General features: G+C 60.5%; 10 protein-coding genes. 3 read left to right on the forward strand and 7 right to left on the reverse strand.

What is annotated here, in order from left to right; all coding sequences use genetic code 11:
* Positions 1-166 precede the first annotated feature (166 nt).
* The 6 genes from RRF64_RS01065 to RRF64_RS01090 form a co-directional block, all read right to left on the reverse strand.
* Entirely contained in the window at positions 167-1,612 is a 1,446-nt protein-coding gene (locus RRF64_RS01065; protein WP_323843980.1) for a catalase, read from the reverse strand.
* 201 nt (positions 1,613-1,813) lie between these two features.
* Positions 1,814-2,368, reverse strand: a complete 555-nt coding sequence (locus RRF64_RS01070) for an ester cyclase (RefSeq protein WP_323843981.1) — start codon at positions 2,366-2,368, stop codon at positions 1,814-1,816.
* 19 nt (positions 2,369-2,387) lie between these two features.
* Positions 2,388-3,110 carry a DUF6064 family protein gene (locus RRF64_RS01075; protein WP_323843982.1) on the reverse strand — a complete coding sequence of 241 codons (723 nt, stop codon included), beginning with the start codon at positions 3,108-3,110 and terminating at the stop codon, positions 2,388-2,390.
* Positions 3,107-4,039, reverse strand: coding sequence for an aldo/keto reductase (locus RRF64_RS01080; protein WP_323843983.1), 933 nt, complete (start codon positions 4,037-4,039; stop codon positions 3,107-3,109). Before RRF64_RS01080 ends, RRF64_RS01075 begins: the two co-directional genes overlap by 4 nt.
* Entirely contained in the window at positions 4,036-4,473 is a 438-nt protein-coding gene (locus RRF64_RS01085; protein ID WP_323843984.1) for a hypothetical protein, read from the reverse strand. Before RRF64_RS01085 ends, RRF64_RS01080 begins: the two co-directional genes overlap by 4 nt.
* A 241-nt stretch (positions 4,474-4,714) precedes the next feature.
* On the reverse strand, positions 4,715-6,610 hold the full coding sequence (locus RRF64_RS01090; RefSeq protein WP_323843985.1) for a pyruvate kinase: 1,896 nt from the start codon (positions 6,608-6,610) through the stop codon (positions 4,715-4,717).
* A gap of 749 nt (positions 6,611-7,359) precedes the next feature.
* On the opposite strand from RRF64_RS01090, the gene RRF64_RS01095 reads away from it, so the two are divergent.
* Together RRF64_RS01095 and RRF64_RS01100 are read left to right on the forward strand one after the other, a co-directional pair.
* On the forward strand, positions 7,360-9,246 hold the full coding sequence (locus RRF64_RS01095; protein ID WP_323843986.1) for an acyltransferase family protein: 1,887 nt from the start codon (positions 7,360-7,362) through the stop codon (positions 9,244-9,246).
* 312 nt (positions 9,247-9,558) lie between these two features.
* Positions 9,559-9,987, forward strand: a complete 429-nt coding sequence (locus tag RRF64_RS01100; RefSeq protein WP_323843987.1) for a hypothetical protein — start codon at positions 9,559-9,561, stop codon at positions 9,985-9,987.
* Between the two features lie 177 nt (positions 9,988-10,164).
* On the opposite strand, the gene RRF64_RS01105 is transcribed toward RRF64_RS01100, so the two are convergent.
* Positions 10,165-10,449 (reverse strand): DUF427 domain-containing protein, encoded by a 285-nt coding sequence (locus RRF64_RS01105; protein ID WP_323843988.1) that lies wholly within the window; start codon positions 10,447-10,449, stop codon positions 10,165-10,167.
* 448 nt (positions 10,450-10,897) lie between these two features.
* Between RRF64_RS01105 and RRF64_RS01110 the strand changes: the two genes are divergently transcribed.
* Positions 10,898-13,579, forward strand: a complete 2,682-nt coding sequence (locus RRF64_RS01110; protein ID WP_323843989.1) for an excinuclease ABC subunit UvrA — start codon at positions 10,898-10,900, stop codon at positions 13,577-13,579.
* Positions 13,580-13,592 lie beyond the last annotated feature (13 nt).

Raw genomic sequence — 13,592 nt, forward strand, 5'->3', positions numbered from 1 at the left:
CCGAAAAATAGTTTGCGGCCCAGGGATTTGCCGCCGCCGCTGACTGAAGGCCGGCACGAACTCGTCCGGGAACAATCAAGAGTAAAGATAAAAACGGAAGCGGGCGGCCGTCCTGCGTCCACAATTCTTGGTGCGATCCGCAGGGGCCGCGGGCGCATACGGCGTTTCAGCCGCCCTTGACGCCCTTCTCGATGCGGTCGCCGATATCCTTGTCGATCTTGCGCCAGTAGTCGAAGGCGCGTTTCAGGATCTCGTCCGATACGCCCGCCTTGAGGTGACCCACCACATTGGACACCAGCCGCGCCCGCGCGTCGTCGTCCATCACTTCGCGCACCAGTACGCCCGGCTGTACGAAGTCGTCGTCCTCCTTGTGCGGCGTGTAGGCCGCGTGCATAAACTCGCCGCTGGCCTCCCACTTCTCCATGTAGGTGTGATTGGCGGCCGGCCCGCCCTTAGAGTTGGGCGCATAGACCGGGTCCGACGCATTCTGCACGCGCATGGCGCCGTCCTTGCTGTAGCTGTGAAACGGACACTTGGGCGCATTCACCGGGATCTGCTTGTAATTCACGCCGATGCGGGCGCGGTGCGCGTCCGCGTAGGAGAAGACGCGGGCCTGCAGCATCTTGTCGGGGCTGAAGCCGATGCCGGGCACGATATTGTTGGGTTCGAAGGCGGCCTGTTCGATTTCCGTGTGGAAATCGGTCGGGTTGCGATTCAGCGTCAGCCGGCCGACTTCGTGCAGGGGATAGTCGCCGTGTGGCCACACCTTGGTCAGGTCGAAGGGATTGAAGCGGTAGTCCTTCGCCTCCTCGAACGGCATTATCTGCACGTTCAGGGTCCAGCTGGGGTAGTCGCCTTTGGCGATGGCATTGAACAGGTCGCGGCGGTGCGCGTCCGCGTCCTCGCCGGCGAGCCGGTCGGCCTCTTGCTGCGTCAGGGACTCGACGCCCTGGTCGGTCTTGAAGTGGTACTTGATCCAGAAGCGCTCGCCCTTGGCGTTGACCCACATATAGGTGTGGCTGGAATAGCCGTTCATATGCCGGTATGTCTTCGGTATGCCGCGATCGCCCATCAACCAGGTGACCTGGTGCGCCGTCTCCGGCGACAGGGTCCAGAAATCCCACTGCATGTCGTTATCGCGCAGGCCGGAGTCCGCCCGCCGCTTCTGCGAGCGAATAAAGTGCTGGAACTTCATCGGGTCGCGGACAAAGAACACCGGAGTATTGTTCCCCACCATGTCGTAGTTGCCTTCCGTGGTGTAGAACTTGAGGGCAAAGCCGCGCGGATCGCGCCAGGTGTCCGGGCTGCCTTTCTCGCCGGCGACGGTGGAAAAGCGGATCAGCGTGTCGGTCCTGGTGCCCGGCTGGAACACCGCAGCCTTGGTATAGGCGGTCATATCCTTGGTGACCTCGAAGTAGCCAAACGCACCTGAGCCCTTGGCGTGGGGCTGGCGCTCGGGGATATGCTCGCGGTTGAAATTGGCCATCTGCTCGATCAGGTAGTGATCCTGCAGCAGGATAGGGCCGTCGGCCCCCACCGTCAGCGAATACTCGTCGCTGGCTACCGGAATGCCGGCATCGTTGGTTGTGCGGTTTTTATCGTCCTTGGTCACGGCGCTGTATCCTCCGTCGTTTGTGTCGTTCAGTCCGTCCTTAGCTGTGGTGCACGGGGCACAGGAAACAATAGTGCAGTATTGCCTTCTGGGGAGGGAATTGCGCGCATTGCCAGAGCGGGAAGGCTGAAAAAGAAAGAGTGCCCCTGCGGGCACTCCTGTGTTGGTCTGCGACGAGATCGGGGACGCTCCTGACGCCGGTCATTGTTGCCCCGGCGCCCGCTCGATCAGGCCGTTGGATGGCTGGCTCGCGGGATCGACAACCTTGCGGGATGCCTCGCTGCCGGTTATGGGCAGTTGCTCTTTATCGAGCAAGCCGATCTGCGCCAGCACGCTGGCCTGGTCCCAGTAGATGCGCTCACCGGAAATCTTTTCGTCTTCAAACTGCACAACCACGACGACGGCGATCTCGACATGCTTGCCGCTGGGGGGAATGCCCGGGAGTATCCACGGCATCTCTATCGTGTGGGTAAACTTGTGAATCAGTTCGTCTACAATCCGCTCCTCGCCGATCGTGCGCGCGACGGGAACCGTCTCGGTGTCGGGCGGATGGCCCGGCAGGAAGTAGGTACTGTAGAAAGCGCGGACTGCCTCGTGGCCGAAACCGCCGGTCATCACCGGGACATGATTGACGAAGGGGCGCGCCGCCATGGTCGCCATGGTCGCATCGATATTCTTCAGCTCGAATTCGGCGGTCAGATGTTGTTCCCATGTATCGACCATCGCCCGCTGCTTCGGGGTAAGTTCACCGCTCATCAGTGCATCCATCAATTTTTCAAGAGTTTGGCAGGCCGCGCTTGTCAGGCGCCTGTCGAGCCTTTGCCCTGTCAGAGCGCCTTTCCATTTCAGCCCATACCAGCCCCGCGAGGCCCAGCGCCAGTATGGCAAACGGAGCGCTCGCCCAGGGTGCATCCAGCACCACAAGCGTCAGGCCTGAAACGGTGATCCAGAGCAGCGGTATAGCGGCGGCGATCCACATCGCCGCGCCGCGCAGGGAGATGACGACCAGGCCGAGCGTAGTGACGGCAGTGGGGGCGGGGTGAATGCCGAAAGTCTCAGCCTGAAACCACGAATAGCCCATCAGCGGGGCGATCACCGGGTAGCCGAGCAGGCCGGTGGCCGCTATCAATACGCCGGCGAAAAACGGCAGACCTCTCCGCTGCGGTGACACCTCAGTACCGAAATGGGTGATTGAGAAGAGTGTGAGCGTGGCCGCCTGGGCGAGGAAGGCCCAGCCCATATAATTTCCGGCCCAGTTGAGTTCACCATAGCGCGCGAAAAAATAGGCAACGCCGACGAAGCCCCAGACTGGAGCCAACAGAAAACAGGCGATACGTGCGCGGCCCCTCAGCGACAGGAAGAAGGCGCTGGCCCCCAGTGCCAGGATGAGCAGGTGCAGCGGCCAGTAAGCCTCGCCCATGCGCTCGAGCAGGCGAAAATAAATGTCACTCGTAAACGGGATGAAGTCCTGGAGCCGGTAGGAGGACCATTCGCTCATAGCGACTCGATAAATTCGACCATCCGCCGCCGGGTGCTCGCGGAAGGCATGGGGTCGCGACCGGCGCGCATATTTTCGTTCAGGTGGTCGACCCGGGTCGTGGCGGGGATGGCGCAGTTCACCGCCGGATGGCTGACGATAAATTTCAGCAGAAAATCGGCCCAGGTTCGGCAATCGCATTCCTGCACCGCCCACTCCGGCACCTGCTCGCGCCCCTTCAGTCCCTTGATCAGGTTGCCGCCGTCGTAGGGCCGGTTGGCAATCACCGCGACACCCTTCTCCTGCGCCAGCGGCAGTAGCCGTTTTTCCGCCTCGCGGTGGGTGATGTTATAGGTCATCTGCGCAAAATCGATATCCTCTGAAGCCATGATCTGTTCGAATTCAGCATGGCGGCGCCCGTGCGACGTGGTAATGCCGACATAGCGAATCTGACCGGCCGCCTTCATTTCCCGCAAAGCGGCGAGATTTTCCCGCCAGTTGTCCAGATTGTGTACCTGCACCAGATCGAAGTGCTTTACCCCCCAGCGCTGTGCCAGCTCGGCGACCTGTTCGCGCGCAGAGCCGCCCGCCGGGCCCCAGACCTTCTCGGCGGAAAACAGTGTGGCGGGATTACCGAGCCGCTTCAGGGCGTAACCGATGACATCGGGCGCGGAGCCGTACATGGGCGACGAGTCGATCAGGCCGCCGCCCTGCGCGAAGAATGCCCGCACCACCTCCGCGCGCGCATTGAGTAATTGCGGGTCGCTGCCGACATTGAATGTGCGCCAGGTGCCGAGCCCGATCACCGGGAGTGTCTCGTCGGTGCCGGGAATGGCCTTCTCGAGGGCAGCGCCGGGTGCGGCGGTTGCCCGTGCCGGCAGCAGCCAGGCGGAGGCGATGCCGGCGCCGATCAACTTCAGGGTTTGTCTGCGAGTGAAGCGCTGTGTCATGGGGTGCCGGCTTTCAGGGCTGCGGGCCGCAACAGTGCGGTGATCAGCAGCAGTATAAAACAGGCCAGCACGAACACTTTGTTGACAAACCAGTTGGTGCGCCAGATCGACCAATCCGGCTCAGACAGAAAGCGGGCAAACAGCGTGACGATAATGATGATCTCGACTGCCGCCACCGCGATAGCGAGGAAGTACGTATATCCGGGGCGCGCCAGCAGCGCCCAGCCCAGCCACACATGGATTACCGGCCAGAAATCCCAGTAGATATAGCGCGTCCAGGGTTCCCCGCTTGCCAGTGCGAAGGCGATCGGGAACAGATACTTGATGAACATCGTCCACGCCGCGAGGATAAACAGAAAGTGCGCGATAAAAGTGACCCAGGTATCCGAGGACTGTTGGGCCGGGTTGTGGCGGGGCATGTATGGCTCCTGCATGAATGACTCTTTAAAGTCCCGTATTAGCGAGCAGTGCTTTTGCGTAAGTCCCATCGGGTCCGCTGAGTCGCTGAGGCAATTTTTTGTCACTATCCGGTGTTTGGATTGTCCGCAGTTGCCTGTCGCATTTGCTGCCGCGCTCACTGTAACAATTTTTTTCGTGCCTGAGGCCGGATCGATTTCGACATCGTTTTTCTTGCGCGGCCCGTGAAATTGCCGGTTCTCCCGAGCTTTCTGCAAGCTAATCAGTGGCGCGACCGGCCGGCAGCCTGTGGGCCAGCCGCAGTTCCCGCAGCATGGCCTGCTTCTTGGCCTGGTGCGCCTGCATGCGCCGCAGTATGTCGTCCAGCAGCCGCAACGCACTGAGCATGTGCGGGCCCTTGTTGAGCATCACGCACTCGGCCCTGTGCCCCATCGCCGCATCCGTGATCTCGGCCCGCGATGGCATTCCCCGTCTGGCCAGGCTTTCCAGCACCTGCGTGGCCCAGATCACCGGAACGTGGGCGGCCTCGCAGATCCAGAGAATCTCCTCCTGGACTTCCGCCAGGCGCTCGAAGCCGCATTCCACTGCCAGGTCACCGCGCGCGATCATCACCCCGCAGCAGGGCGTCCGCATCGCCGCCAGCAGCATGTCCGGCAGGCACTCGAAGCCGCGCCGGGTCTCGATCTTCAGCACGATCGCCGGGTGCCGGCCGCCCAGGCGCGCCAGGTGTTGCTGGAGCGATTCCACGTCCGCGGCGCTGTTGGCGAAGGACAGCTGGACAACGTCGGCATGCCGGGCGACGAACGCCAGGTCCTCGAGGTCTTTGCCGGTCAGGGCAGCCAGCCGCAGGGGACTGTCGGGCAGGTTGATGCCCTTGTCGGCGCGGAGCTTCGCGCCCCGCGGGCCGGCGTGCCTGATGCGGACGAAAACCCGGCTGGTCTCGAGCCGCTCCACCACGCCGCCGATCTTGCCGTCGTCGAACCAGATGCTGTCCCCCGAGCGGACATCGTCGAACACCGCGGGAATCGTGCAGCCGATCGTGGCCGGGGTGAGGATCTCGCCGGCACTGTCGGCGGCTGCGGGGCGGCCGGGCTCGGTGTCGCGGGTCAGGATCAGCGGGTCTCCCTGCCGGAGCAGGATGGCATTATCGCCCGGCGGAATGTCGCCGACGCGAGCCTGGGTTTCGTCCCCGTCGCGGGCGCGGCGCAGGGTGGTGCCCGGCACTATGTAGGTCGTCTTGGCGGCTTCCGCCCAACAGCCGCGATCGGTGACGTCGGCGATGGCAAAACTCCGCCTGGAACCGCGGGCATCGATGAGTTCCACGCGGTCGCCCGCGCGCAGCCGACCCAGCCATTGTGACGGCACGGGCAGGCAGGCATCCGCTGGTGAGGGCGGCGCCTGCGCGGCGCCCTCGGCGGTCAGCCAGACTCGAGCGGGGGCGCTGACGCGCCCGAAACTATCGCGGCGGGGCCGAACCCGGACCACGGCCGGACCCGGCTCGAGCGGTCCGGTGCGCAGCTTCGGTCCGCCCAGGTCCATCACCACCCGGCAGGAGCGGCCCAGCGCCCGCTCGGCTCGCCTGAGGTGCTCGATCATTCGCAGCCAGGTGGCGGCGTCGTCGTGCGCGCAGTTGATACGCATGCAGTCCATGCCCTGCTCGAGCAGATCGTGAACCAGGAGGTAGTCGCTGCCCGCCTCCGTCGGCATGGTGACCATGATCCGCACGCCGCGCCCCGGTGTTGCCGGACCGAGCAGGGCGTCGGTGTGTTCGGCCAGCAGCCGCTGCCCGGAGGCGAAATCGACACACAGTTGGTCCGCCGCCGGCGGCTGCCAGTCGCGGCCCGCCAGGCGGTGCAGTACCTCCAGCACCGCGTCCACCGTGGCCAGCACGTGGGATTCCGCCCGCCCGAGCGAGGACAGGCCCAGGGTCGCCAAGCGTAGTTGCAGTGGGCGCAGGTCGCGACGGCGCAGGGCGAGATAGTGCAGGAGGTTGCGGGCGCTGTCCCGGTAGTTGGCGTGAATTCCTGCCAGACGCTGGCGCTGCGAGCCTGCGTCGGAAACCAGGTCCGCCCGGATTGCCATGAGTTCCCGGAGAACGTCCTCGACGTCCGGACGGTTCTGGCGAGCGCCGCTGTCCACATCATTTGGCGTCAATGGCACGCTCTCCGAAGCTCGTGCAGGGTTATGGAATAGAAAGCGTTGCCCTCAAGCGCGACAACGCCTCCCCGTGTCAGGATAGTTGTCACCTGTCCCCGTCCAAAAATTCGAGACCAGACTCCGCATCCATACCAATGACTCGCGCAGGGCCGGGTTTCTCCGTGTTAGTGCACAACCGCAGACAGCGCAATTGTCAATCATATCCGGGATAGGGGTAGGGGGGGGAGCAGGGTGCGGGGGCGCGACATGTTCTCGGTGCCGACGCGCGTTCATCCGTCAGTGGGCGGGGGGGTGCGCCTGCAGTGGACTGGCGCCAAAGCACTGTTGCTACTCATCTACCAGCGCGCGCCTTCGGGCGGGTTACAGCGCATTCTCTGCCGGCGCGTCCTACGCGTCCTAGAGTATCGCCGGGTCGGGGCGCAAATGCGCTGTGTCACTACAATCCGCTCTTCCCTGTAACGGTATTTCTTTATGGCATGTGCTTCTGCCGTTGGGGAAATCATGCCGGTTTTTCCCGTCTTGTGTAGTGACGGATTGGGGGGAGGGGCCGCAAAGCCTCGCCTGGTGGAGTAATGCTGTCGTCGTCAATTCGAGATTGCGCGCCTAACAGATTGACGATTCCAGATCTTGGATTACAGTTTGAAGTCTATCTAACAGCGGTTCTTGATTTCTGTGATTTGATTGGTGGCGCTTCATTGGTCGTTTCAATGAATCGCATAAGATTCAAATTTGTTTGACGGCATGTTATGCAGTTTAGAGCGGATATCAACGGGCTGAGAGCCATTGCGGTAATCGCCGTTGTTCTGTTTCATTTCAATTCGTCCTGGATGCCTGGTGGATTTGCCGGTGTAGATGTTTTTTTTGTCATTTCTGGTTTTTTAATGACCGGAATAATATTCAAAGGTATAGAACAAGAGAAGTTTTCTGTTTTCAGGTTTTACGTTGCTCGAGCAAACAGAATAGTCCCCGCGCTATCGGTGCTCTGCCTTGTTCTGTTATCTTTTGGTTTTTTCTATCTTACGCCGCTCGATTATGAGGCGTTAGGTTACTACGTTGCCAGTAGCATTGGATTTTTCTCCAATATTATTTATCGGGGGGAGTCGGGCTATTTTGACGCGGTTGCACACGAAAAATGGTTGTTGCATACCTGGTCATTATCAGTCGAATGGCAATTCTACATGATCTATCCATTAGTGCTTGTCGCTATGCGAAAGTTCATGTCTATCAAGGCGATGAAAGCCAGCGTTCTTCTCGGAGCTATTTTAGGCTTTGTCTTTTGTGTGATGGCCACTTACTACAAGTCGCCAAGTTATTCCTATTATCTGTTGCCTGCCAGGGCGTGGGAGATGATGATTGGTGGTGTCGCATATCTTTACCCGCTCGAAATTCGAGAGAATAGAAAAAAGCTGGTTGAAGGGGTGGGTCTGGTCTTAATTATCAGTTCTTATTTCCTCATCTCAGAAGCGAACCCCTGGCCTGGCTATTTAGCAGCGTTCCCGGTTCTAGGCACGTTCCTGGTGATCCAGGCGCAGCGTAACGATAGCCTTGTCACAAGTAATGCGGCATTCCAGCGATTGGGCACCTGGTCTTACTCTATCTATCTGTGGCATTGGCCGCTAGCTGTCACTATTTACTACTTTTTACTAAGTGATGTTTTCATTTATATCGGTATGTTTCTATCGGTTCTGCTGGGCTTTCTAAGCTGGAAATATATCGAGAAGGCGAAGCTTAGGAATGATTTTGGCAGCCCGTTCGACTGCTTGAAATGTAAGCCCGCCTATATGGTTTTGGCTATAGGTCTGTTGAGTGGTTTTGTCTATCTTGAGAGCGGATTTATCAGCCTGGCTCCGGTCGAATATCAGTCGCTGATAGAGTTGTCAACGCCAAGCCCTTATCGCGATGACTGCCATTTGGAGGAGTATCAATCCCCTGAGTATTCATGTGAATACTTCGGAGAGAATATAACCTGGGCAACTATCGGAGATAGCCACTCTGTTGAAATAGCTTACGCATTGGCGGAAAAACTGAAGGCTAGTAATGTCGGTTTGAAACACTTTAGTTATTCCGCGTGTAAACCGTCATACAAAGAAGCGGAGACATTTGATGAATGTGCATCTTGGTACAACGAATCGGTGAACTACGTCCTCAATGACAAAAAAATACGAAATGTAGTCCTCAGTCATAGATTTACCTGGGATCTGTTTGGTGGGGATGGATTCGATTACCCTGAAATAAGGGATCAGGAAGTCACCGAAGAAGTGGCGCGGATGACGAAGAATATTGATGAGCTAATCAATGACCTGGCAAAGAATAAAGATAATGTCTATGTTTTCTATCCCATTCCTGAGTTGAACAGAAACATAAATCAGTTGATTGGTGTTTCATATTTGTTTGGCATGGAGATGGATAATATAGTCGGAACTGATCTGTCTTGGTATGAGCGAAGAAACCGCTACATGATTGATCATTTTGATAATGCTAATTATCCAAGCAATGTGCATCTGCTGAGATCCCAAGATGCCTTTTGCGATGAAGAAAAATGTTTTGCCGTTAAGGATGGGGTGCCACTCTATTATGATGATGACCATCCATCAATCGCGGGCGCGGCTGAATTGGTCGGTCTGATAGAGTAAATTCAGAAAGCCCATTTGGAACCTGCCTGTAATTGTTAGGCAGGGCGCCCCTTCAGGGATCCAAGCGGAGCTCCACACCACGACTCACATACCTCTAGTAGATCTATATGCTCTGTATTTGACCAATTAACTAAATCACGAATGCAATTCTCAACTGTCAGGATATCCGAAAATCCGAACTCCTCCGATACCGATTTAATACCGCGCTCATATGCTGCCCCCAAACCAGAATTGCTCCAGATGGGACAATGGCATCTCCAGCTTTTACTGGAACCGATTTTGGATCATTAGAAATTTGCAAAAATAATCTAAATGCATTCTTCTTGTGATGCTCTAACTACTTTGGGTTTTCCAGCCTCCAATAACGATAATTATTGTATTGAATCTCACATTTCATTTCAGAAACATAGAATCTTCCATTTTTCTCAAGCAAGAAATCAAGCGTATATGGCTTTTTATCCAGATCATACGAAGTTGCAAGGGGCGGAGATCGTGGCGCCGGAGGGCCAGGTAGTGCAGGAGGTTGCGGGCGCTGTCCCGGTAATTGGCATGAACCCCTTGCAGCCGCCGGTGCAGCACGGCCGGGCCGGACACCAAGTCCGCCCGGATCGCTGTGAGTTCCCGAAGGGCATTCTCGACGTCCGGGTGATTCGGGCGAGTGGCGCTGTCCATTTATTTGCGCTCAAAGGTGCCTTCTCCGAAGGGCCAACATTTTATTTATGCGAAAAATGCGGTCTTTAAGTATGACTCTCATTGTTTGATTCCTTCCCAATTTGAACACTCCCAAATCTGCGTCTTTGTGAATGGCTCGGTTTGGATGCGATATTTTCAATGCTAGAACACATGAAAAGCTCGCGTATTGACGGATATATGGGAGAGGGATGTGGCCGCAGCTCTTTGCTGGGCGTGAGGGTATTGTTACGAATCCACGACTTGAACACCGCGCCAGAAGGCGATGTGCCCTTTGATTTCGGCGGCCGCGGGACTCGGGTCGGCATAGCACCAGGCAGAGTCGCTATTTTTTTCGTCGTGGACTTTCATCGAGAAATAATTTGCAGTGCCTTTCCATGGGCAGACATAGGTCGTATCGCTTTCCACCAGATAATTCCAGTTAACCGAGTCCGCGGGAAAGTAATGGTTGCCTTCGACGACGACGGTATTATTCGATTCGGCAATTACCTCACCGTTCCATATGGCCTTCATTACCGGCGCTCCTTATCCAAGCCAAAGAGTATTTGGCGACAATCCAATAATATCCATCTGTCGATAACATGCCTGACATTCATTCGTAGGCCAATTCTGCGATGCTTTCAAGCGCTCAAATTCACTTTGTCACTACAAACCCGGCGTGAAGGAGCGGGTCGGGAAATCGATCGAGTCTGACCCCATTGATCGTTCAGTCTGACCCCATTGATCGTTCAGTCTGACCCCATTGATCGTTCACCCCATTGATCGTTCAGGAAAATCCGTTCATGAATCACAGGGCCGAAATCCGGCCGATTTCGCCGATTAAGCCACTGTATCTGCTGAGATTGGTTACGCCTGGCCGCTAAATGGCTGGGTTGGTTCGGGGTGGTCAGGGTGGTTTTCCAGCGCCACGGGGATTTATCCTTCCTATACTTTGCCGTGCCGCTTCTACCGTGGCGAGAGCATGGGAAAGGAACGCACCACACCGCCCGCCGGCGACGCGCCCGCGGCGGCGCGCCAACGCGGCTTCGTGCGGGTGCGCGGCGCCCGCGAGCACAACCTGAAGGACGTGGACGTGACGGTGCCGCGCGACGCGCTGGTTGTCTTCAGCGGCGTTTCCGGCTCCGGCAAGTCCTCGCTCGCCTTCGGCACCATCTACGCCGAGGCGCAGCGCCGCTACCTGGAATCGGTGTCGCCTTATGCGCGCCGCCTGATCGACCAGGCGGGCGTGCCGGACGTCGACGCGATCGAGGGCCTGCCGCCGGCGGTGGCCCTGCAGCAGCAGCGCGGCACGCCCAGCACCCGCTCCTCCGTCGGCAGCGTCACCACGATCTCCAGCCTGCTGCGCATGCTGTACTCCCGCGTCGGCCACTACCCTCCCGGCCAGCCCATGCTGTACGCGGAGGACTTCTCGCCCAACACGCCGCAGGGTGCCTGCCCGCGCTGCCATGGCCAGGGACGCGTGTACGACGCGACCGAAGCGTCCATGGTGCCCGACGACACGCTCACCATTCGCAACCGCGCCATCGCCGCCTGGCCGCCGGCCTGGCACGGCCAGAACCTGCGCGACATCCTGGTGAGCCTGGGCCACGACGTCGACAAGCCCTGGCGCGAGCTGCCCAGGAAGCTGCGCGACTGGATCCTGTTCACCGACGAGACGCCGACCGTGCCGGTCTATCCCGGCTTCACGCCCAGGGAGACGAAGGCGGCACTGCGCAGCAGGACGGAGCCGGCCTACATGGGCACCTTCACCAGTGCCCGCAACTACGTGCTGCACACCTTCGCCACGACGCAGAGCGCCATGATGAAGAAGCGGGTGGCGCGGTACATGGTGAGCACGCCCTGTCCGGTGTGCGACGGCAAGCGCCTGAAGCCCGAGGCGCTGTCCGTGACCTTCGCCGGCTACGACATAGGCGCGCTGTCGCAGCTTCCCCTGGCGCAGGTGGCGCAGATCCTTCGGCCCGCGGCCGAGGGGCGGCTGGAGGACCTCACGCCGGCCGGCGACACGCTGTCCCGCACGGCCTCGCGCAAGGCTCGCGACGCGCGGGTGGCGCGTGGCGGCGCCTCGCACGCCGCTGCGCCCGACGTGCGCCTGACCTCCGCCGTCTCGGAGGAGAAGCGCCTGGCGGCCCAGCGGCTGGCGCACGATCTCCTGGCCCGCATGCACACGCTGGTGGATCTGGGCCTGGGTTACCTGTCCCTGGACCGCAGCACGCCCACGCTCTCGCCCGGCGAACTGCAGCGGCTGCGGCTGGCCACCCAGCTCGGATCGCAGCTGTTCGGGGTGATCTACGTGCTGGACGAGCCGTCCGCCGGCCTGCACCCGGCCGACGGCGAGGCGCTGCTGGCCGCCCTGCAGCGCCTAAAGGAAAGCGGCAACACGGTCTACGTCGTCGAGCACGATCTCTCGCTGATGCGCCGCGCCGACTGGCTGGTGGACGTGGGCCCGGCTGCCGGCGAGCGCGGCGGCTGCGTCCTGTACAGCGGCCCGCCGGCGGGGCTGGCGCAGGTGAAGGAATCGCAGACACGGCGCCACCTGTTCGGCGAAGTGCCGCTGCCGCAGCGGCCCTTGCGGCCCGCCCGCGGCTGGCTGCGGCTGGAAGGCGTCACCCGCAACAACCTGAAAGGCCTGGACGCGGCCTTCCCCCTGGGCTGCATGACGGCGGTGACGGGTGTCTCCGGCTCCGGCAAGTCCACGCTGGTCACGCGCGCGCTGCTGGAACTGGTGGCGCAGCATCTGGGCAGCGCGCTGCCCGATGCCGAGGAGGAGGTCGACGAGGCGCTGGAGCCCGATGCGCGCGACGGCACCTGGTCCGGCCGCCTGACCGGCGACACCGGCGCCATCCGCCGCCTGGTGCAGGTGGACCAGAAGCCGATCGGTCGCACGCCGCGCTCCAACCTGGCGACCTACACCGGCCTGTTCGACGCGGTGCGCAAGCTGTTCGCGGCCACGCCGGCGGCGCGCAAGCGGCGCTACGACCCGGGCCGCTTCTCCTTCAACGTAGCCAAGGGCCGCTGCGAGACCTGCGAGGGCGAGGGCTTCGTCTCGGTCGAGCTGCTGTTCATGCCCAGCGTCTACGCTCCCTGTCCGCAGTGCCACGGCGCCCGCTACAACGCGCAGACGCTGGAGGTGCGCTGGCGCGAGAAGAACATCGCCGAGGTGCTGGGCATGACGGTGGAAGAGGCGGCCGGCTTCTTCGCCGACGAGCCCGCGGTGCTGCGGCCGCTGCAGGTGCTGCTGGACATCGGCCTGGGCTACCTGCGTCTGGGCCAGCCCGCGACCGAGCTGTCGGGCGGCGAGGCGCAGCGCATCAAGCTGGCGACCGAGCTGCAGCGCATCCATCGCGGCGACACGCTCTACGTGCTGGACGAGCCCACCACAGGCCTGCACGCGGCCGACGCCGATCGCCTGCTGGCGCAGCTGCAGCGGCTGGTGGACGAGGGCAATACCGTGGTGGTGGTCGAGCACGAGATGCGCGTGGTGGCGCAGGGCGACTGGGTGATCGACATGGGCCCGGGCGCCGGAGAGCAGGGCGGCCGCATCGTCGCCGTGGGCACGCCCGAGGAGATGGCGCGGGCCAAGGGCAGCCGCACGGCGCCTTACCTGGCGGAGTGCCTGGAGGCGCAGCGGCGGCAAGGCGGTTGACGTTGCGCGTGCA

The sequence above is a fragment of the Microbulbifer magnicolonia genome (genome assembly GCF_035117725.1).
Taxonomy (GTDB): Bacteria; Pseudomonadota; Gammaproteobacteria; order Pseudomonadales; family Cellvibrionaceae; genus Microbulbifer; species Microbulbifer magnicolonia.

What these genes read in the sequence shown, in the direction of transcription:
- RRF64_RS01070 (WP_323843981.1), bottom strand. Translation starts at nt 2,368, where the DNA reads ATGAGCGGTGAACTTACCCCGAAGCAGCGGGCGATGGTCGATACATGG.
- RRF64_RS01075 (WP_323843982.1), bottom strand. Translation starts at nt 3,110, where the DNA reads ATGAGCGAATGGTCCTCCTACCGGCTCCAGGACTTCATCCCGTTTACG.
- RRF64_RS01080 (WP_323843983.1), bottom strand. Translation starts at nt 4,039, where the DNA reads ATGACACAGCGCTTCACTCGCAGACAAACCCTGAAGTTGATCGGCGCC.
- RRF64_RS01085 (WP_323843984.1), bottom strand. Translation starts at nt 4,473, where the DNA reads ATGCAGGAGCCATACATGCCCCGCCACAACCCGGCCCAACAGTCCTCG.
- RRF64_RS01095 (WP_323843986.1), top strand. Translation starts at nt 7,360, where the DNA reads ATGCAGTTTAGAGCGGATATCAACGGGCTGAGAGCCATTGCGGTAATC.
- RRF64_RS01100 (WP_323843987.1), top strand. Translation starts at nt 9,559, where the DNA reads ATGCATTCTTCTTGTGATGCTCTAACTACTTTGGGTTTTCCAGCCTCC.
- RRF64_RS01105 (WP_323843988.1), bottom strand. Translation starts at nt 10,449, where the DNA reads ATGAAGGCCATATGGAACGGTGAGGTAATTGCCGAATCGAATAATACC.
- RRF64_RS01110 (WP_323843989.1), top strand. Translation starts at nt 10,898, where the DNA reads ATGGGAAAGGAACGCACCACACCGCCCGCCGGCGACGCGCCCGCGGCG.